The sequence below is a fragment of the Parabacteroides sp. AF14-59 genome (assembly GCF_003479515.1).
GTDB classification, from domain to species: domain Bacteria; phylum Bacteroidota; class Bacteroidia; order Bacteroidales; family Tannerellaceae; genus Parabacteroides; species Parabacteroides faecis.
In genome coordinates, this window is sequence record NZ_QUHH01000007.1 from 96,500 (window position 1) to 116,453 (window position 19,954).

15 protein-coding genes are annotated in these 19,954 nt (G+C 43.6%); 9 read left to right on the top strand and 6 right to left on the bottom strand.

From position 1 onward, the window contains the following. The first annotated feature begins 17 nt into the window (after positions 1–17). On the top strand, positions 18–887 hold the full coding sequence (locus DWW23_RS10140) for a hypothetical protein (RefSeq protein WP_122353171.1): 870 nt from the start codon (positions 18–20) through the stop codon (positions 885–887). Positions 888–966: 79 nt separating this feature from the next. On the opposite strand, the gene rnr is transcribed toward DWW23_RS10140, so the two are convergent. After that, the gene (gene rnr / locus DWW23_RS10145) at positions 967–3,147 is read right to left on the bottom strand and encodes a ribonuclease R (protein WP_122353172.1); all 2,181 of its coding nucleotides are present in this window, start codon (positions 3,145–3,147) and stop codon (positions 967–969) included. A 94-nt stretch (positions 3,148–3,241) separates the two neighbouring features. Further along, complete coding sequence (locus tag DWW23_RS10150; protein WP_122353173.1) at positions 3,242–4,177, bottom strand: SMP-30/gluconolactonase/LRE family protein; 936 nt, start codon at positions 4,175–4,177, stop codon at positions 3,242–3,244. Positions 4,178–4,610: 433 nt separating this feature from the next. Between DWW23_RS10150 and DWW23_RS10155 the strand changes: the two genes are divergently transcribed. The 4 genes from DWW23_RS10155 to DWW23_RS10170 all read left to right on the top strand — a co-directional run bounded on the left by DWW23_RS10155 (position 4,611) and on the right by DWW23_RS10170 (position 9,831). Beyond that, a complete protein-coding gene (locus tag DWW23_RS10155; RefSeq protein ID WP_122353174.1) occupies positions 4,611–5,741 on the top strand; it encodes a hypothetical protein in 1,131 nt (376 codons plus the stop codon). 9 nt (positions 5,742–5,750) lie between these two features. Next, positions 5,751–7,616, top strand: coding sequence for a DNA topoisomerase IV subunit B (locus DWW23_RS10160; protein WP_122353175.1), 1,866 nt, complete (start codon positions 5,751–5,753; stop codon positions 7,614–7,616). 140 nt (positions 7,617–7,756) lie between these two features. Beyond that, complete coding sequence (gene coaD / locus DWW23_RS10165; RefSeq protein WP_122353273.1) at positions 7,757–8,218, top strand: pantetheine-phosphate adenylyltransferase; 462 nt, start codon at positions 7,757–7,759, stop codon at positions 8,216–8,218. A gap of 23 nt (positions 8,219–8,241) precedes the next feature. Continuing rightward, positions 8,242–9,831: a S41 family peptidase gene (locus tag DWW23_RS10170; RefSeq protein ID WP_122353176.1), complete on the top strand. Its 1,590-nt coding sequence runs from the start codon at positions 8,242–8,244 to the stop codon at positions 9,829–9,831. 94 nt (positions 9,832–9,925) lie between these two features. Here DWW23_RS10170 and DWW23_RS10175 read toward each other — a convergent pair whose 3' ends face one another. Then, complete coding sequence (locus DWW23_RS10175; RefSeq protein ID WP_122353177.1) at positions 9,926–10,441, bottom strand: 5'(3')-deoxyribonucleotidase; 516 nt, start codon at positions 10,439–10,441, stop codon at positions 9,926–9,928. A gap of 226 nt (positions 10,442–10,667) precedes the next feature. Here DWW23_RS10175 and DWW23_RS10180 point away from each other — a divergent pair, with 226 nt between their 5' ends. Then, the gene (locus DWW23_RS10180; RefSeq protein ID WP_122353274.1) at positions 10,668–11,417 is read left to right on the top strand and encodes a DeoR/GlpR family DNA-binding transcription regulator; all 750 of its coding nucleotides are present in this window, start codon (positions 10,668–10,670) and stop codon (positions 11,415–11,417) included. Between the two features lie 49 nt (positions 11,418–11,466). Here DWW23_RS10180 and DWW23_RS10185 read toward each other — a convergent pair whose 3' ends face one another. Beyond that, positions 11,467–13,125, bottom strand: coding sequence for a RagB/SusD family nutrient uptake outer membrane protein (locus DWW23_RS10185; protein WP_122353178.1), 1,659 nt, complete (start codon positions 13,123–13,125; stop codon positions 11,467–11,469). Positions 13,126–13,149: 24 nt separating this feature from the next. After that, the gene (locus DWW23_RS10190) at positions 13,150–16,194 is read right to left on the bottom strand and encodes a TonB-dependent receptor (RefSeq protein ID WP_233564302.1); all 3,045 of its coding nucleotides are present in this window, start codon (positions 16,192–16,194) and stop codon (positions 13,150–13,152) included. Positions 16,195–17,256: 1,062 nt separating this feature from the next. Between DWW23_RS10190 and DWW23_RS10195 the strand changes: the two genes are divergently transcribed. After that, the gene (locus tag DWW23_RS10195) at positions 17,257–18,084 is read left to right on the top strand and encodes a permease (protein WP_122353179.1); all 828 of its coding nucleotides are present in this window, start codon (positions 17,257–17,259) and stop codon (positions 18,082–18,084) included. 7 nt (positions 18,085–18,091) lie between these two features. Here DWW23_RS10195 and DWW23_RS10200 read toward each other — a convergent pair whose 3' ends face one another. After that, positions 18,092–18,229 (bottom strand): hypothetical protein, encoded by a 138-nt coding sequence (locus DWW23_RS10200; RefSeq protein WP_233564303.1) that lies wholly within the window; start codon positions 18,227–18,229, stop codon positions 18,092–18,094. A gap of 99 nt (positions 18,230–18,328) precedes the next feature. Between DWW23_RS10200 and DWW23_RS10205 the strand changes: the two genes are divergently transcribed. Both DWW23_RS10205 and DWW23_RS10210 read left to right on the top strand, forming a co-directional pair. Further along, entirely contained in the window at positions 18,329–18,901 is a 573-nt protein-coding gene (locus tag DWW23_RS10205) for an RNA polymerase sigma factor (RefSeq protein WP_233564304.1), read from the top strand. Positions 18,902–18,979: 78 nt separating this feature from the next. Continuing rightward, the gene (locus tag DWW23_RS10210) at positions 18,980–19,954 is read left to right on the top strand and encodes a FecR family protein (RefSeq protein WP_122353181.1); all 975 of its coding nucleotides are present in this window, start codon (positions 18,980–18,982) and stop codon (positions 19,952–19,954) included.

Sequence of the window (19,954 nt, forward strand, 5' to 3'; positions counted from 1 at the left end):
ATCTAAATAAAAGACTTATGAAAAGAACAAATTGTGTTTACTATGTATTAGTATGTATGTTACTGTGCTTTACAGCCTGCGATAAAGACAATTCATCAATAGAAGATGAGATCCCCGCTGCAATCAAGAGTGATTTCTCTAAACGGTCTCCTTCAGCCGAAATCACAGCTTTCAATAATCACTCAAATAATATTTGTCAAATAGAATTTCTTGACAAAGAGCAAAACGAGGCATCCACTTGGTACGACAACGAAGACTGGAAAATGACCTATACGCAGATCAGCGATATTCAGCAACTCCCGTTTGAAGTTCTGAGTGCTTTTATGGATACTCAATATCGTGACGTAAAAAACATAGATATATCTAAAACAGAACGGGCCGGGATAGACACAGGCCTTTACATGATACACTTCCTGTACCGCCGGAAGAATATAGAAAATGTAGAGCATAATGTTTTTATCAGTGAAGACGGATTACTTCTATCGACGTTCACGTGGAAGCCTAACGATACACGCTGGTTTGTAAACCTACCTCAAGACCACTTTGATTTTATCACGGAAAAATATAACGGAGCTGAAATAAAAGGATATGTAAACAATGCCGGAGAACATGAATATTTTATCCTCCACAATGATACTATCAAATATGTAACTTTCGGAGGGACTGTTTCCACTGATTGGGGTTTCTGGAGAGAAACAAGATACGAACTTAACAAAAACACGAAAACCCCGGATAATGTGGCTACTGCACTGACACATATCGATCCGGATTTTACCTATACGAACCTCTACTATATAGAATCGAATGACGGGAACTGGTATTTCTTTCAGGACAAAACCAGGGATAACGAATTGGGCTACAATATTAGAGAAGACACTACAGAATAGTACCTTTCCTACAAATAAAAAAGAGACAACTAATTCACGATGGATTAGTTGTCTCTTTTATTTTATAGTTATCCGGTTCTTACTCCATCAACATAAAGTCCAATTGCTTGCGTTCCAGATTGGCATTTGCGATCTTCACGGTCACCGGGTCACCCAGACGGAAACGACGTTTCTTGCGACGACCGATCAGGCTGTATGTTTCCTCATCCATATCGTAGAAGTCGTCACCGAGGTCACGGATAGGCACAAGCCCTTCGCACTTGTTCTCGTTCAGTTCCACATACAATCCCCATTCCGTAACACCGGAGATCACACCATCGAACACCATGCCCAGCTTATCCTGCATAAACTCGACTTGTTTGTATTTGATAGAAGCACGTTCGGCATTTGCCGCTACCTGTTCCATCGTTGAACAATGGTCACATTTCTCTTCATACTTCACTTTTACCACGCTACGTCCGCCATCCAGATAACGTTCCAGCAAACGGTGCACCATCATATCCGGATAACGACGGATAGGAGAAGTAAAATGCGTATAATATTCAAATGCCAGACCGTAATGGCCAATATTCTCTGTCGTATAACGGGCTTTCTGCATCGAACGGATAGCCAACGTCTCAATCAGGTTCTCTTCCGGTTTATCATGCACTTCATCCAGCAAACGGTTCAGGTTACGTGAAATATCGATCTTACTGCTTCCTTCCGTTTTCATCTTATAACCGAAGCGGCGGATAAAGGCGGCAAAGTTCTCCAGTTTGTCCGGATCAGGCAGATCATGGACACGGTAAACAAAGGTCTTCTTCGTCTTCCCTTTAGGCACTTTACCGACAAATTCAGCCACCGTACGGTTGGCCAGCAACATAAACTCTTCGATCAGTTTGTTGGCATCTTTCGATTCCTTGATATATGTACTGATCGGCTTTCCGGTCTCATCGATCTCGAACCTTACTTCAAAGCGGTCGAAATTGACGGCTCCGTTCTGGAAACGTTTATCCCGCAATTTCTTAGCCAATCTGTCCAGTACCAGTATTTCATCTTTATAGTCACCTTCTCCTGTCTCGATCACCAGCTGTGCCTCTTCATACGTAAAGCGGCGGTCGCTTTTGATCACGGTACGTCCGATATGCGATTTCTTTACATTCGCATCGTCATCCAATTCAAAGACAGCAGAGAAACATAACTTCTCTTCATCCGGACGTAACGAACAGATCTGATTACACAAACGTTCAGGTAACATCGGAATGGTACGGTCTACCAGATAAACAGATGTTGCCCGGCTTTCTGCCTCCCGGTCGATCAAACTTTCCGGTTTTACATAATGAGTTACATCCGCGATATGCACACCTACTTCCCAGCTTCCGTTATCCAGTTGACGGATAGACAGAGCATCGTCGAAGTCTTTTGCATCTTTCGGGTCGATGGTAAAGGTCAGGACTTTACGGAAGTCTTCACGCTTGGCGATCTCTTCCTCCGGAATGGCATCCGGTATTTTATTTGCAGCCTTCTCCACACTCTCCGGATAAGTATACGGCAGACCGAATTCGGCCAGTATCGCGTGCATTTCTGCCGTGTTCTGACCGGCCACACCTAAAATGTCGACCACTTCACCGAGCGGATTCTTAGCCTCATCCGGCCATTCCACGATACGGACAATAGCCTTATCGCCGTTCTTTCCACCCTTCAGTTTGTCTTTCGGGATAAATATATCGTTTGCGAGTGTCTTGTTCTCGGTGATCAGGAAGGCAAAACCTTTCGTCACCTGCAACTTACCGACAAATGTCTTTTTCTGGCTTTCCAGCACCTCGATCACTTCGGCTTCCGGTTCAGCGCCTTTGCGCTTAGCAAACAACTGCACTTTCACCTTGTCTCCGTCCATCGCATGTCCGGAATTTCGTTCTGCCACGAAAACCGGCGCACCGCCGTCTTCCGGTATAAACGAGTTCTTCCCGTTACTCCGGCGTCCGAATGTACCGATCGCAGTAGTACCCAAGCCGTTATAACGATAACGGCCGCGGTCTATTTCCGTAATAAAGTTCTCGGCCGAAAGATCATACAGCAGGTCTACCACCTGTAGTTTCTGTACCTGGCTTTCCACGCCGATCAGTTTGCTTATCTGTTTATAGTTAAATGGTTCCTTGGGAGAGGATTGAAAGACAGACATCACAGAATGAAGCATAGCTTCTTTCTTCATACGTTTTGCCTTGTTCTTCTTCGGTTTGTTTTCTTTATTATCCTTCTTCCCGGATTTGTTTTTCGTCATATATTTCTCGTTATTAATGAGAGACAATAATCTCTCTCACAAAATAAACAATTATAACTGATATTCTGTTTACAAACAGGTTAAATTATATTGCCTATTCTGTCTGTTGTTTAAATTTGTAAGGCTTCGGTCCGCTTGTTCCGGGTTTACAAACAAAAAGACTACCGCTAAGGGGGTATTCTTCCAATTGTTCTTTCGAAAGTCCGGCCCGTGCCGTTGTTATGTAGAGCGTATCCATGTCCTTGCCTCCGAATGCACAGGAAGCAACGTTAGGAGCCGGTACTTCTACTTTTGCCAGCAGCTCACCAGTATAGGGACAATAGCAATACACACCGAAACCGCCCCACTGAGCCACCCATAAATTATCATTGCCATCGATTGTCATTCCGTCAGGAGCACCACTTCCTGCAGGTAAAGTGACGGCAATACCATCGAACAAGATCTCTCCTGTCTTTTCATCATACCGGTAACGGGCAATTTTACCGGTCGGTGTATCGTTATAATACATGAACTTTTTATTCGCCGACCAAACAATCCCATTGGATATAGTCACTTTTTCCAACTTGGTCGTCACGGTTCCGTCGGGTACAACCGTGTATAATGTCCCTGCCCCTTTAGGAGCACCGAATCCCATAGTCCCTATCCACAGGCGGCCTGCCGGATCGCATTTGCCGTCGTTACACCTGACTTTCCCGTCCTTATCCGGGATCGGAGCGATAGACGATAAACTCCCGTCATTCAGATTCACCCGTACGATCTCATCCTGAAGGGAAACGACGACCGTACTGTCTGTTTCCGGTACGACAGTCGAAACCATGCGATCGAATTCCCAGGTTTTACAATCTTGTTTATCCGGATAATATTCGTATAATTTCTGTCCTTCGATGTCAACCCAGAACAACGTATTCCTGTCCGGATGCCAGATAGAGCCTTCGCCGGTTGTTGCTTCCGCTTTAAAGGCCAGATTCGAATTCAATTCTTTCGGAGTAAAGTTGCATGATGAACCCGTGATAAAAGGTACTGTCAACATAATTATTTTAATTAAGTTTTTCATGGTGAATAATCTATTTCGCCGCTTGTTATATATGCAAATATAATGCTAATTTAACAATCCCAGGTAAGTATAATCGATTAATTTCCTAAAAGCAAGGAGTATTTATCACAGTACATCCGTTTGCCACTCCGAATCCTTTACCAGAACATACAAGAGTCAACTGAATTTATAAGTAACCCCAAAAGTGTTTCACCCTAATGGAACAGTTGTTTCTTCATAGTGAAACACTTGTTTCATTACTATGAAACAGTTTCTACAATACAGCCTCGGATAAAGTCTTCCCGGTCTCCGGACAACTAAGGAACTAAGGAATTAAGTAACTAAGGAACTAATTAACAAATTAACTAAGTAGCGAATTATTAAGTAACGAATTAATTATGTAAATTTGCCGTTCTAATAAAATGAACCAATGAGCGTAGTAATTAAAGAAGTTACCAGCAAAAAGGAACTGAAGAAATTCGTTAAGTTCAATATTGATTTATACAAAGGTAACCCCTATCATATACCGGGATTGATCGAAGAGGAGATGGTTACACTGGATAAGAAAAAGAATCCGGCATTCGAAGTTTGCGATGCCGTCTATTTTCTTGCCTACAAGGATGACCGGATCGTCGGGCGTATTGCCGGGATGATCAACCGCCGCAGTAACGAAGTATGGAACCAGGAACGTGCCCGTTTCGGTTTTCTTGATTTCATTGATGATGCCGAGGTAGTCGACGCTCTGTTCAGTGCCGTTGAAAAATGGGCGAAAGAACAAGGGATGAAGGAGATACACGGACCGATGGGATTCACCGATATGGACCATGAGGGAATGCTGGTCGAAGGATTCGACCAACTCGGGACGATGGCCGCAATCTATAACTATCCCTATTATCCAAAACATATTGAACGTATCGGCTATGAGAAAGATCAGGACTGGCACGAGTTTAAGATATATATTCCGGAAGGTGTTCCTGAAAAACATTTGCGCATCGGAGAAATCGTAAAAAAGAAATACGGCCTGAAAACCATGAAGTTCAAAAAGACAAAGGAGATATGGCCGTATGCACAGAAAATATTCGAAACACTGAACGAAGCCTATGCTCCATTGTACGGCTTTGCTCCGCTGACACAGAAGCAGATCGATTATTATGTGAAGCAATATATCCCGATGATCCGTTTGGACCTGGTAACCCTTATTATCCGGGAAGAAGACGATACCGTGGTAGGTTTCGGGATTTCACTGCCCAGCCTTTCACACGCCATGCAGAAAGCGAAAGGACACTTGTTCCCGTTCGGCTGGATACATCTGCTGAAGGCATTGAAGACAAAACCCAAAGTGATCGACCTGTATCTGACAGGTGTATTGCCGGAATATCAGAACAAGGGAGTCAACGCATTATTATTCAACGACCTGATTCCTGTATACATCGGTTTGGGAGTCGAATATGCCGAGAGTAACCCGGAGCTGGCAAGCAACAATGCCGTACAGGCCCAATGGGATTATTTCAAACGTGAACATCATAAAACGAGAAGAGCATTTATCAAAAAATTAAAATAAGGATTTTCTATGGAAGAACTGAATTCGACAATGCAACAACCGACAGCGTATAATGACGACGATATCAAGACGCTGGACTGGATGGAACATATCCGCCGACGCCCTGGTATGTATATCGGTAAACTGGGAGATGGAAGCTATCCGGACGATGGAATCTATGTATTGCTGAAAGAAGTACTCGATAACTCCATCGACGAATACATGATGGGGTATGGTAAAACCATAGAAGTCACCGTAGAAGAAGGTACGGTTTCCGTCAGGGACTACGGTCGCGGTGTTCCTCTTGGAAAGGTAGTCGACGTTTCCAGCAAGATGAATACAGGTGCCAAGTACGACAGTAAGGCTTTTAAAAAGTCTGTCGGACTGAACGGTGTCGGTATCAAAGCCGTAAACGCCCTGAGCAGCTATTTCCTGATCACCAGTTTCCGTGACGGTGAATGTAAGCGGGTTGAATACAACAAGGCGATCGTCACTGAAGAGTCCGGTATCCAACCGACTACCGAAGCAAACGGGACACTGACTTATTTCATCCCCGACAAGGAAATATTCAAGGAATATCAGTATAAAGACGAGTTCATCGAGAGTCTTCTGAAGAATTATGTCTTTCTGAACTCGGGACTGACCATTATGTACAACGGAAAAAAATTCCACTCACGTAATGGACTGGTCGATCTGCTGAACGAAAATATGACTACCGAGCCTTTATATCCGATCATTCACCTGAACGGAGAAGACATCGAGGTGGTTATCACCCATAGCAACCAGTACGGCGAAGAATATTACTCTTTCGTGAACGGTCAGTACACGACACAGGGAGGAACGCATCTTTCCGCTTTTCGTGAAACGCTGGGACGTGTCATTAAAGAGTATTACAACAAGAACTTCGAATATTCGGACATCCGTGCGGGTATCGTTGCCGCCATCAGCATCAAGGTAGAAGAGCCGGTGTTCGAGAGCCAGACAAAAACCAAGCTGGGTTCCAAAGATATAGGTCCCGAAGGCCCGACAGTCGCTAAATTTGTCGGCGACTTCATCAAGAAAGAGCTGGATAACTACCTGCACAAGAACACCGATACTTCGGAAGCCCTGCTCCGTAAGATACTGGAATCGGAAAAAGAACGCAAGGCCATTGCCGGTGTTACCAAGCTGGCACGCGAAAGAGCCAAGAAAGCCAATCTGCATAACAAGAAATTGCGTGATTGCCGTATCCACCTGAACGATGCCAAAGGCGACCGCACGGAAGAAAGTTGTATCTTCATCACCGAGGGTGACTCAGCAAGCGGATCCATCACAAAGAGCCGCGATCCGAACCTGCAGGCTGTTTTCAGTTTGCGCGGTAAGCCGCTGAACAGTTTCGGCCTGACTAAAAAGATCGTTTACGAGAACGAAGAATTCAACCTGCTTCAAGCCGCTTTGAATATTGAAGATGGCCTGGAAGGTCTGAGATATAACAAAGTCATCATAGCAACCGATGCCGATGTCGACGGTATGCACATCCGTCTGCTGCTGATCACTTTCTTCTTGCAGTTCTTCCCCGACCTGATCAAACGGAATCATGTCTATATCCTGCAAACTCCGCTTTTCCGTGTACGTAACAAGCAGAAGACGTATTATTGTTACTCGGAAGAAGAACGGTTGGCCGCCATCCAGGCCGTAGGAAAGAATCCGGAGATCACCCGATTTAAAGGTCTGGGAGAAATCTCACCGGACGAGTTCCGCAATTTTATCGGCAAAGACATGCGTCTCGACCCGGTAACAATGAAGAAAGAAGACCTGGTGAAGGAGATGCTTGAATTCTATATGGGTAAGAACACCATGGAAAGACAGAACTTTATCATCGACAACCTGGTTGTAGAAGAAGACGTTGTCAGTTGACGGTTGACAAGTGACAGTTGACAGTTATAGATGCAACAAAAGAAAATATGGAAAATAAAGATATTATGCGCAATAATCAGAACAGTGTAGAGAATATAGACCGTGACAAAACCTGTCAACCGTCAACTGTCAACTGTCAACTGAATAAGCGTATCGCCCTTTTCCCCGGAACGTTCGATCCTTTTACGGTCGGGCATCAATCGCTGGTAAGCCGCGGGCTGGCACTGGTCGACGAGATCATTATTTCTATCGGTATCAACGACAAGAAACAGACATACTTCTCGCTCGAAAAACGGATCGAAGCCATCCGCTGCCTTTATAAAGACGAACCACGGGTAAAAGTTATGTCGTACAACTCGCTGACTGTCGATTTTGCAAAAGAAGTCGGCGCCGAATTTATCATGCGAGGCATCCGTACCGTCAACGATTTCGAATACGAGAAGAGCATCGCCGATGTCAACCGCAAACTGAGTGGTATCGAGACGTTCATTCTTTTTACAGAACCCGAACATACTCACATCAGTTCCAGTATTGTACGCGAACTGTTACGGTATGGCAAAGATATTTCACTGTTCGTTCCGAAGGGAACCAACTTATATTGACTATTTACGAAACAAAGATTAAAATGAAACGAATCGTAGTATCCCTGCTCGCCCTGATGATCGCCATCACGACGGCAGTGGCCCAGAAACCGAATCAGGATGCCCGCAAATTATCCATGGCATTATATGCTATCTCGAATCTGTACGTAGATCCGGTGGATGATTCCAAGCTGGTGGAAGATGCAATCACCGGTATGCTGGAAAAGCTGGACCCGCATTCCAACTATATGGATCCGGAAGAGACAAAAGAGATGACCGAACCGCTGCAAGGGAATTTTGACGGCATCGGTATCCAGTTCAATATGCTGACAGATACATTATATGTTATCCAGGTAATACCCGGCGGTCCTTCCGAAAAGGTAGGCCTGGTAGCCGGTGACCGTATTATCATGGTCGACGATACATTGATTGCCGGCGTTAAAATGAAAACAACGGACATCATGAAACGCCTGCGGGGACCGAAAGGGACCGAGGTCAGCATAAAGGTGTTACGTAATAAGAATCCGGAGCTGATCGAATTCAAGATCATCCGTGGTAAGATCCCTGTAACCAGCCTGGATGCCGCCTATATGGCAGACAAGCAGACCGGATATATCAAACTGAACCGTTTTGCCGCTTCTTCGGCTGACGAATTCCGTGACGCTCTTGCCAAGCTGAAGAAACAGGGAATGAAGAACCTGATCCTCGACCTGCAGGGAAATGGCGGAGGCTATCTCAATATCGCCATCGAACTGGCAGATGAATTCCTGGATAAAGACAAACTGATCGTCTATACGGAAGGAAGCAAACAGCCGCGCGACGAAGCAAAATCAACTGTTAAAGGCAACTTTGAAGAAGGTCGCCTGGTGGTATTGGTAGACGAATCGTCTGCTTCTGCCAGCGAGATCCTGTCCGGTGCGGTACAGGATTGGGACCGTGGTGTAGTTGTCGGCCGCCGTACATTCGGCAAAGGACTGGTACAAAAACCGATCCCTATGCCGGACGGTTCGATGATCCGTCTGACGGTAGCCCGTTATTACACGCCTACCGGACGAAGCATCCAGAAACACTATGAGAACGGTAAACTGGAAGACTACCAGCACGACCTGATCGACCGCTATAACCGTGGCGAACTGATGAGTGCCGACAGCATCCATTTCCCGGATTCAATGAAATATAATACACTGGAAACGAAACGCATCGTTTACGGCGGTGGTGGTATCATGCCCGACGTATTTATCCCGGTCGATACGACCCGCTATACCGATTACCACCGTAATCTGGTAGCCAGCGGACTGGTAAACCGTGTTTCCATGAGTTATCTGGACCGTAACCGTGCCGCGATGACCAAGAATTATCCGAAGTTCAGCCAGTACAAGAAAGATTTCGTTGTTCCCGAAGAAACCTTACAGGAACTGATCGAACTGGGTAAAGGTGAAAAGATCGAGTTCAACGAAGAACAATACAACCGTTCCAAACCGCTTATTACCCTTCAAATAAAGGCATTGATTGCCCGCGACCTGTACGATATGGCCGAATACTTCCAGATCATCAACGACGATAACGAAAGTTTCAAGGAGGCTCTTCGTATTATTAATGATGAGGCTGTTTATAATAAGGAACTGGGAAGATAGGAGACAAACAATAAAAGGAGACAGACATCTTCTCCGCTTTATAAACAATCGTGTCAGCAAAGTGTATAAATACTTTACTGACACGATTGTTTTTTCACAACATCTCCATAATATCCTTCCACCCTGTCACTCTCTGATACATTTGATCCTGTACACACATATTATGCGGCTGACTGAACAGCACCTTCCAGCCTTCAAAATTCCGGAGGTTCTTCAGATGATCGTCGATCATAATATCTCCTTTTATACTATCCTTACGTCCGCAAAAGATCATTTGCTCCCAGGTGATGAACGGGAAATGTTCGTTCAGCCATTGTTGCTTTTCGATCAGGCTACCGGGAAATTCGGTTGCGGAGGAAACGATCAAGACATTATACTTATCATTCAACAACTTCAGTCCTTCCACACTATCTTCCATAAGAGGGGCTGTCCTGAAAAAACCGGCTTCCCTCACATGTCTGTTAAAGGAAGGGAAAGCCTCTTCTTCTGATTTTCCACACAAATCTTCCCGGTTTAACCGGATACCGGAATCTCTATATTCCATTTTGATAAACTGGCCATACACATCCGCCAGAACTCCATCCATGTCTACTAATACCTGTGACTTCATACTTTTTAGAATTATTAATAATTAAACAATCATATTTTCCAAAATGTAACCAGCCAGCTTCTAAAATCCGATTGCGGAGTTTCCTGCAAATTTGCAGGAATTCAAAAGAAGAATCACACAATACGCAAAAGTCCGCAAATAGAAACAAAATATCTCATAACCGATGCTTGTTACTACGAAATATATGTATATTTGCGGTAATATGCAATATATAATTCTCAGATATATGCTAAAAGAAGAAAGACATCAGTACATATTAAACCGCATAAATCAGAATTACAGGATTTATATTACCGCACTAAGTGCAGAACTGGGTGTGTCGGACGACACCTTACGTCGTGACCTGACAGAATTGGATGAACGGGGTTTACTGACCAAGGTACACGGAGGAGCAATTACCAAATCCGGTATCCCTATCGAATTTACAGACCGGCTGAACACGGGAATAGCCGCCAAGCAGCAGATGGCAACCAAAGTTATCCCGTTATTCCATGCCGGAGATATCCTACTGATGGACGGGGGAACCTCCAACCTGGAAGTCGCCAAGCAACTCCCGACCGATATTCCTCTGTCGGTTTATACAAACAGTTTCCCGATAGTCAACACGCTATTCAACCATCCCAAGCTCGACCTGATATTTCTGGGAGGGAAAGTGTTCCCTTCTTCCCAGGTCACGCTCGGAGTTTCCGTCTTCCAGGCATTACAAACGATAAGACCGGACTGGCTGATCCTGGGAATCAGCGATGTGCATCCCCAACAAGGATTAACCTGCCCGGACCGGGAAGAGGCCATGATAAAACGATGTATGATAGAACGGGCACGGAAACGGATCGTCCTGGCGGACAGTTATAAACTGAATACGGCAGAAGCCTACCATGTTGCTTCGCTGGGAGATATAGATTATCTGGTCACGGAAGATAACAAGAAAGAGTATATCAGGGAGAATTGGCCGGCTTATTCATATAAGGTTTTATAAGAAAAAGGAAAGGGAAGTGCCCGTCCTGATAGGCACTTCCCTTTTACTTTTACCAACCTGTCGGCTGACTGATATTCGGATTCGATGTCACTTCAGTCTGAGGAAGCGGCCACGAATCATATTTAGGAAATGTACAAGTACGATTTTCAATTGTTACGAACGCATTATCTTTCGGGTTCCATGCCCCATAAATCGGTCCGTTCATTACTTCCGCACCGATGCCCCACCGACGTATATCATCGTAGCGTTTCCCTTCGAAACAAAGTTCCACACGACGTTCACGACGATATAATTCGCGAACTTTCTCCTGCGTATTATACACACTTTTATCCATATTCGGCATTCCGGCACGATGACGGATCATATTGATATATTTCTCTACATCCGGATTTTGCCAGTCACCGCTCTCAACCAAACATTCCACATAATCGAGCAAAACCTCCGCATAACGATAAAGCGGATAATCCAGACTACCGTTTCCGGTAGCACGATCCTGTTCATCAATGAATTTCTTCATCATATATCCTGAACGGACAGCCCCCGTCTTACCAACATAATCGCTACCGTCTTCATTAAAAGGCTCATACGTATAATTAGAGATAGTCGTATTGTCACCCGGCAAAAATACAGTAGCATACAATCGGGGATCTCTGGGTTTATATAAAGGATCTTTCTCATATTTCAGCTTTTCATCCGCCGGCAACGACTGGATTGTCTTGCCATCCATCGTTTCATAGGCATCGACGAACGACTTCAAGACAGCAGATACACCCTGTCCGCCCAGCGGTGTCCCCATATTACGGAACCAGATATTATCCAGACCGCTGCTTTTGAACATAATACGCTCCTTGTTCTGCTCGCCGACGTAACGGAATAAATCCCGGTAATTCTTACCCGGATCGTCATCTGTCGCACTTGAATAATACAATTCAAACTTACCCGAATCCATCAGTTTCTTTGCTGCCTCTTTAGCTACATCATATTTCTTGAATTGCAGGTTTACATCCATCTTCAATGCCAAAGCCGAAGAAACCGACATGCGGTCGCGGCGTCCTTCGTCCCATAGAAATTCCAGGTCATTAGAGTTTATAACCATATCCAATTCCTTATTAATGAAATCCAGACATTCCTCAACCGTATTACGCGGTTTATAAATTTCAGTTGGAGTTAAATCCGTATCGACTACTGGGATACCATCATTTCGACCATACCAGCATAATAAACGAATATGATACCAGGCACGCCAAACCCTGATCTCAGCTTTCATACGTGACCTCTCCTTTTCATCTGCAAAATAAGCGTTATCTACAAATTTAAGGAAACGGTTACAGCGACGGATGCGGAGATAATAATTCTTCCAACTATTAAATGTCGATTCCCATGAAGAAGGTGCATTATTATCGGTAGGCGGAACCAGCGATCCGTTCCCTAAGCTAACGATACGCTGTTCAAAGTTCGACTGAAAATACATATTGTCGGTTGCCCCTTCAAGAAACACCAGCCCGAGTTCATCCCCACCGTATGCTCCTTTCACCCATAGCTTGCATTGTCCTAATGCGTTCTCACACTCATTCATTGTTTTCCAGAAATCATCATCGGTAACACCGGTCGGATGATCCTTCTCCAGGAAGTCTGAACAGCTACTGCAAACCAGCAGCAGACACGTAAGCAGAAATGCTTTCGGATTTATTTTATTATACAGTTTCATATATTCTGTTTTTGAAGTTTTTAATTAGAAATTCAGGCTGACACCGGCCGAATAAGTCTTTACTAACGGATAAGAACCTCTCTGTCCGCGGCTTTCCGGGTCTGTCAGTTTCTCCTGTGCAAAAGTGAAAGGGTTCTGTGCATTCACATATAACCGGATATTGGAAATACCGATCTTTTTCAATCCCAACTGATCGAAAGTATAACCCAACTGAATATATTTCACACGACAGTAACTCGCATTGAAATGCCAGAAATCAGACGTATGATAATTACTGCCATAGGTTGAATTCGGAGCCATTCTCGGATAGCGGGCGTCTGTATTGGCCGGAGTCCAGTAATCTGTCTGGACAGCCAGCGGAGTTTGTCCGTCACCGGACACATTCAGGCCAAAGGAATAAGGCTCGCTATAGTAAGCATCCACACCGGTAACACCCTGGAAAAGAATCTCAAAGTCCCACTTTCTGTAATTCAATGATATATTGGCAAAATAGTTCAGATCGGGTTGGTCATCCCCACGGATAACCCGGTCGTCTGTCGTGATCTTTCCATCAGGCTTTCCGTCCGGTCCGGATACATCTTTATATTTGATATCACCGGGCTGTTGACCGTCAAAGATGGTAACACCCTCTTTAGGAACCCATTTATTATCTGCATCTTTCGTAAAGTCACTCTCTTGCAACAGACCTTCCGTGGGATAAACATAGTAGCTGTTCAATGCATAGCCAACCTGATGAATACGGTCGCCTTTGTCATAAGGAGCACCGAACAAAGATTCGATCTTGTTTTTATTCTGTGATAAGCCGGCATGTACATTGAATCCGAATGCTTTATACTGCTTTCCATAATTCACATCCAATTCCCAACCCCTGTTCCTTACTTCTCCGGAATTAAGAGGGGCCGCACTTGTTCCGCCGATAAAAGAAATAGGAGGAGTGATGATCATATCTTTTGTCAGCTTGTCATAATAATCGAATGTAACGGTCCAATCTTTGAACAGACGAATATCAGCACCGATATTCAACATATGGACTGTTTCCCAGGTAATATCCGGATTACCGAAAACCGTTTCATTTCCGTTGCCTGCATCGATCAACGTCTGATATTTATACAACCCGATATTTTCATTTCCCAATAATCCGTATGAAGCCCTCACCTTGAATTCATTTACCTGTTCCTTCAAAGGTTTCATAAAACTTTCTTCATGCAGGTTCCAACCGGCAGCAATGGAAGGGAATATTCCGAACTTATTTCCTTTACCGAAGCGGGAAGAACCGTCCCGGCGGATCGTTCCTTCCAACAGATAACGACGGTCGAATGTATAGTTGACTTTGGCAAAAACAGAAGTCATCGACCAGCGGTCCCAATCCCCATTATTAGTCAGCTCCTGATTGTAACCCCCGATACCGAATAAACGATGTTTTTTCTTTTCCCAGGTATATTCAGCCGTCGCACCGATATAGTAATAACTGGAACGGTCCTTGGACGCAGAGTAGGAAGCTCCCCATGTCTGGAGAAACGCACCGGAGTTATAATCGAAAAAGTTATAGGCTTTCCGTTCATCCCGCTGCGCACTACTGCTGATACGGTATGAATATTGTCCTCTAAGGATCAACTTCGGTATGACCTCCCAACGCGGAGCAATATTGATACTTATATTATCTTCCAGATTGGTACGGATACCGCCACGATCCAGGATCGCAGCCGGATTACGCTGTTCCGGACGATTCCCATAATAGACGATATCGTTTCCTTCTTTCATCGGATAGCGGATCACCGTATTGGGTGGAGTTGAATAAATATAAGTAAAAATATCACCTCCAGTATTAAACAATGGTTTCTCCCTGTTCGTCCGGTACGAATTAAAGTCCATGTTTACCGACAGGTTATCCAACAGACTGACAGAGGTATTGGCACGGATATTCAGACGATCGGAATTGGTATTCTGTACCAGACCGTCATTTTTCAGATAATTGGCGGTCAACGCAAAACGTGCCAGGTTACCACCACCGGAAACCGACACGGAATGGCTTTGAAGTGAACCGTTCTTAAACAGGAAATCGGTCCAGTTCGTATCCGGATAATTAATAGGATCGGAACCATCCCTCGTCTTGTCGATCGCTTCCTGCGAATAAACCGGATTACCGCCGATATTCACATTCGCGGCATTCACCATTTCCATATATCCTGCCCCGTCAATAAACTCGGGAAGATAGGTAGCCTGTTGAATACCATAGTATCCGTTATAAGAGACATTTACTTTCCCGGGAGTACCGCGCTTTGTTTTGATGACAATCACCCCGTTTGCCGCACGTGCTCCATAAATAGCTGCGGCGGCGGCATCTTTCAATACCGTAACGCTTTCAATCGTCGTCGGATCAAGATTGTTCATATCCATCGGAACACCATCTACAAGGACCAACGGATCATTGTTCGTTTGCAAAGAGGAAACACCCCTGATCTTTATAGTTGCCGCATCAGCTCCGGGTAACCCCGATCCTTGATTGACAGAAAGACCTGTTATACCTCCCTGCAATGCCTGCGACATAGAAGTCACCGGTTTACTCGACAGATTGGCAGAAACGTCCAAAGAGGAAATAGAAGAAATAGAGTTCAGTTTTTTCTCTTCCGAGAAACCGGTCACCACGACTTCGTCCAGCGCTTCGACATCTTCAATAAGCGAGACATTCAGATTGCTGATAGCACGTGAAACAACATACTCATAATTTTTAAAACCCAAATAAGTAAAAACAATAATATCCCCTCTCTTTGCTTTCATGGAAAAGTATCCGCTCGCATCGGAGATCGTTCCCAGCTGGGTTCCTTTGATCGAGATATTTACTCCGGCTAAAGGTAAAGGAGGTTCGGATTGTTCAAAAACCTGCCCCTGGATAGTCCAGGACCTGTCATCGGTAATACCGGGGCTACTGTTTACGCTTGTTTCCACTTTGCCGACAGATGGCAATTCCTCGTTGGCAGCATAACCAACGCTGATCCCCAGAAACAAAAATAACACCATCAACTTCCAATGATGCGATCTTTGCGGGATCATTTGTAACGACTTTTTCATTTGTAATAAGTTTAATGTAACAATACTAATGTGTTTGAAAAGTGCATGATATCTCTATCTGCATTTGCGACATGTTACATTGTATGGCCTCTGATGTAGGGAAACACCTCTTTGCATAAGTTTGTATTCATGCTGGAGTTAGATTTAAGGTATCCATCAATTCCCCAAGTGGATAGTTAATAAATAAAGAAGCGTGGGAACTGTTGATCGTACCTGGCTTCTAGGCTCTCGACTGCCCGCAACAGAGGTATAAACAACAGCCCACGCTCTTTACCTATAATAGACCCACGGATACAATATACCCGTAGATGTATATAACAAGGAAAAGAACATGAGCGTTTTGAAGTTGTCTATCATCCACTGTTGCTGAAATTGTCGAGATTTCGAAGCCTGGATAATATCTTTAAACGCTTATGTTTTCTAATAAATTTGTGTAAGCGGCAACGCTTTGCCCGTTCAGACACGCCACAAATATAAAGAGAAGAATTGAATCTCGGCGAGAGAGAGACTATTTATTATTAAAAAGAATAAAAGAAATCTGTCCTCCGGAGAAATTTCTTCAGATATCCTTTCAGCCTTCAGCCAGCCATCCGCATTGAAAAACAATCATTTCAACTGAAGGGTGAATAAGATGATGCAACACTATAAAAATACCATTGTCAAAACATATATGCTTTGACAACAAAACACCTATGCTTTGCATTCAAAAGTCCTGACTTAACATTTCAAAACATAGGACCTTTTTTCCGGCACCTGCCGAATCCCGGACGGGTGCTTACCCATTTATTTTGAGTAACTACCTGTTTATTTTGAGTAACGGCCCATGCTTCAGTCCGACAGTATTGAGAAACAATACCCACAGCCCAACTGAAGGATGAAAGGTAATAAATAAAATGCTACTGGGAGAGATAAAAAATACGTATGTTTTTAACGACAAATACGTATGTTTTCCAAATCAAATACTTATGTATCTTGCATTGAATACTTATGTTTTTTTCCTGAGATGCAACTATTCAATTTATGATAGCATCATATTGATAAAGACATTAACAACAAATCAGTATGAAACGATTCATCCGTACTCTTGTATCAACAACTTTGATCGCAACAGCTTTTTGCCTGTTTTCGTGCGATAATGACAGCGAAGGTTTTGGTTTTACCGGTAAAGACGGCCTTCCCAGTGCATTTAAAACAGACAACCGAACGATCTACCTGTCGTATTCCGGTAATCAACTATTGAAGATGATGGAAAAAGACGGTTCCACCACCTCCTTCAATTATGAAGGAAACGAATTTCAGGGTGTCTCCTTTGCCCCTCCTGCAGACCCTAATATCGCAGACGGACATGGATTTGTCGATTTTGAGAAGGAAGGAAACAAAATCATCGTAAAACAGGGTGGCGAACCGAGCATGGACGTTTCCTATAATCAGGAAATCGAACTGGACGAAAACGGATTACCGATCAAAATAACGGACCTGGGTGCATTTCAAATGACCGGCGAAGGATATAAGAAGATAGGAGATGGGAGAAATTATTCGATACTGACCTTCGACCCGTCGACAAAGAACCTGACAAAGCTCGAAATATTCAGCCTTGAGGATTCGAAGCTTATTACAACCCATACTTTTACATACAACAATCAACCCGGTTCAATGAGCCAGGTGGAACTGCCGTCATGGTTCTTCGTTTTCTGGTTCCAGAAAAGTTTATATTCAACAGGGGTATATCCCCGCCAATACCTCAGCCACCAAAACACGCTTACGGAAGAAACTATAACGGATGGTGAGACCGGGAACACCCAAACCATACATTATAAATATGCTTACAACAAGCAGTCATATCCGGTATCGGTAGACAATGGGAACGAGAGTATGGAGATAAAATACTAACCGGCAGTCATAACCCGACAATCCGTATATCATCTTTGTAGGCTTCACATTCTCCTGCCGTTTCTCCTTGGGGAGTGAGTAAACAGGAGTCGCCTGCATAGATGATACCGGTAGGATCGGTTCCGGCAAATCCGGTCCACCCCATCAAAATAACTGTCTTTCAGTAATCTTTTCAATAATAAATTGACCAAAATCATTTTGCAAGTACTATATTTGCAGCCGGTACATGCAATTAACTGCCACTGTGAATAAGGATATCCATAGACAATTGATCGAAGGTCTGAAGTCCGGTTCCCATAAGGATTTCGATAAACTATATGCCATCTATGCTGATTTGCTATACGGTTTCGTATTGAATCTGACCAAATCATCTACTATGGCTAAAGATATTTTGCAGGATACTTTTCTACGTGTATGGCAGACTAGAGAACAGCTTTCAGCCGAAATGTCTTTTAAATCCTATTTATATTCCATTGCCCGCAACCTGATCATCGACACTTTCCGCCACCAGGTACGAAGCGTTGCTTTCGAGGAATATATAACCAGTGATGCTTACCTGAATTATACGGAAAATACTGTTGAAAAAGACATTAATTTCGATGAATTCAAAAATAAACTGGAACAAGCAAAGGAAAAGTTAAGCGACCGGCAGCGTCAGATATTTGAACTAAGCCGGGAAAAAGGATTATCTATCTCTGTCATTGCCGGACAACTGGGATTAACAGAAAAAACCGTGAAAAACCAACTAACTCTGATCATGAAGATATTACGAACCGAATTATCTCATTATTATATCCTTTTGTTCTTCTTTTTATAGTATGTTCTATAACACATAAAAAGAATCGGGACTTTTTTCTTCTCTAAACGTATCTCTCTAAATGATACGAAAAAGTATATGAGAAATTCTATTATAAAGGACCTGCTGAACAGATTAATGTACAGCAAAATAACCCCGACGGATTTTCAGTTGTTAAAAGAAAATGTTTCCGGTTCTTCCAAAGAAGAGCTCGATCAGGAAATAAAAGTTTTATGGGATGAATTTAAAACAACTCCCATGAATCAGAATATCAAAGAGACAGTTCTAAGTGATATCCATCGTCAAATGACAGTAACCCCCAAGCGTTCCATCTTCGATTGGACAAGGATTGCTGCAGTTATATTACTTCCTCTATTGATTTCATTTGCTTCTTATTACTATTTCCACAATAAATATACCTCCGTTCCCCAGGAATTTATCGTTATGGCTGAAAACGGACAAAAAACGAAAGTATTGTTACCCGACGGCACAGAGGTATGGCTTAATTCCGAGTCACAATTAACCTATTCTTCCGATTTCAACCGGAACAACCGTAAGGTAAAACTGGAAGGAGAAGCCTTTTTCGATGTAAATAAAAGTACAGAGCAACGTTTTGTTATAGAAGCATCGTCTGTGAACGTCGTTGTATATGGAACCGCCTTTAATGTCACGGCTTATCCTGATGAAGAAACTGTAGATGTTTCCTTAGTAAGAGGTAAGGTCGGTATAGAAGACAGAACTGACAACCGCCTTCTGGCCGAGATATCACCCAATCAATTAATTTCTATTTCAAAAAAAGACATGCGATGGAGCATTCGGGATTGTGACGCACAGATAGAAAGTCTATGGACACAAAATAAACTCAAATTCGAAGATGCACCGGCCACAGAGGTATTCCGTAAACTTGAACGCTGGTATGGAATGAATGTACACATTCAAAATCTGAATAAAGAGGTTCGCTACGGATTCACCCTTAAAAGCGAGTCACTCAGGGAAATATTGAACGAGATAAATAAAATTACACCTATTGATTATAAAATAAACGGAGAGGAGGTGATTATCAGATATAAGTAA

Bases quoted from the DNA above. Each gene is read 5' to 3' on its own strand.
- DWW23_RS10200 (WP_233564303.1), bottom strand. From the start codon at position 18,229: ATGGGGTGGACCGGATTTGCCGGAACCGATCCTACCGGTATCATCTAT.
- rnr (WP_122353172.1), bottom strand. From the start codon at position 3,147: ATGACGAAAAACAAATCCGGGAAGAAGGATAATAAAGAAAACAAACCG.
- DWW23_RS10160 (WP_122353175.1), top strand. From the start codon at position 5,751: ATGGAAGAACTGAATTCGACAATGCAACAACCGACAGCGTATAATGAC.
- DWW23_RS10155 (WP_122353174.1), top strand. From the start codon at position 4,611: ATGAGCGTAGTAATTAAAGAAGTTACCAGCAAAAAGGAACTGAAGAAA.
- DWW23_RS10195 (WP_122353179.1), top strand. From the start codon at position 17,257: ATGAAACGATTCATCCGTACTCTTGTATCAACAACTTTGATCGCAACA.
- DWW23_RS10185 (WP_122353178.1), bottom strand. From the start codon at position 13,125: ATGAAACTGTATAATAAAATAAATCCGAAAGCATTTCTGCTTACGTGT.
- DWW23_RS10170 (WP_122353176.1), top strand. From the start codon at position 8,242: ATGAAACGAATCGTAGTATCCCTGCTCGCCCTGATGATCGCCATCACG.
- DWW23_RS10180 (WP_122353274.1), top strand. From the start codon at position 10,668: ATGCTAAAAGAAGAAAGACATCAGTACATATTAAACCGCATAAATCAG.
- DWW23_RS10175 (WP_122353177.1), bottom strand. From the start codon at position 10,441: ATGAAGTCACAGGTATTAGTAGACATGGATGGAGTTCTGGCGGATGTG.
- DWW23_RS10150 (WP_122353173.1), bottom strand. From the start codon at position 4,177: ATGTTGACAGTACCTTTTATCACGGGTTCATCATGCAACTTTACTCCG.
- DWW23_RS10210 (WP_122353181.1), top strand. From the start codon at position 18,980: ATGAGAAATTCTATTATAAAGGACCTGCTGAACAGATTAATGTACAGC.
- DWW23_RS10140 (WP_122353171.1), top strand. From the start codon at position 18: ATGAAAAGAACAAATTGTGTTTACTATGTATTAGTATGTATGTTACTG.
- DWW23_RS10190 (WP_233564302.1), bottom strand. From the start codon at position 16,194: ATGAAAAAGTCGTTACAAATGATCCCGCAAAGATCGCATCATTGGAAG.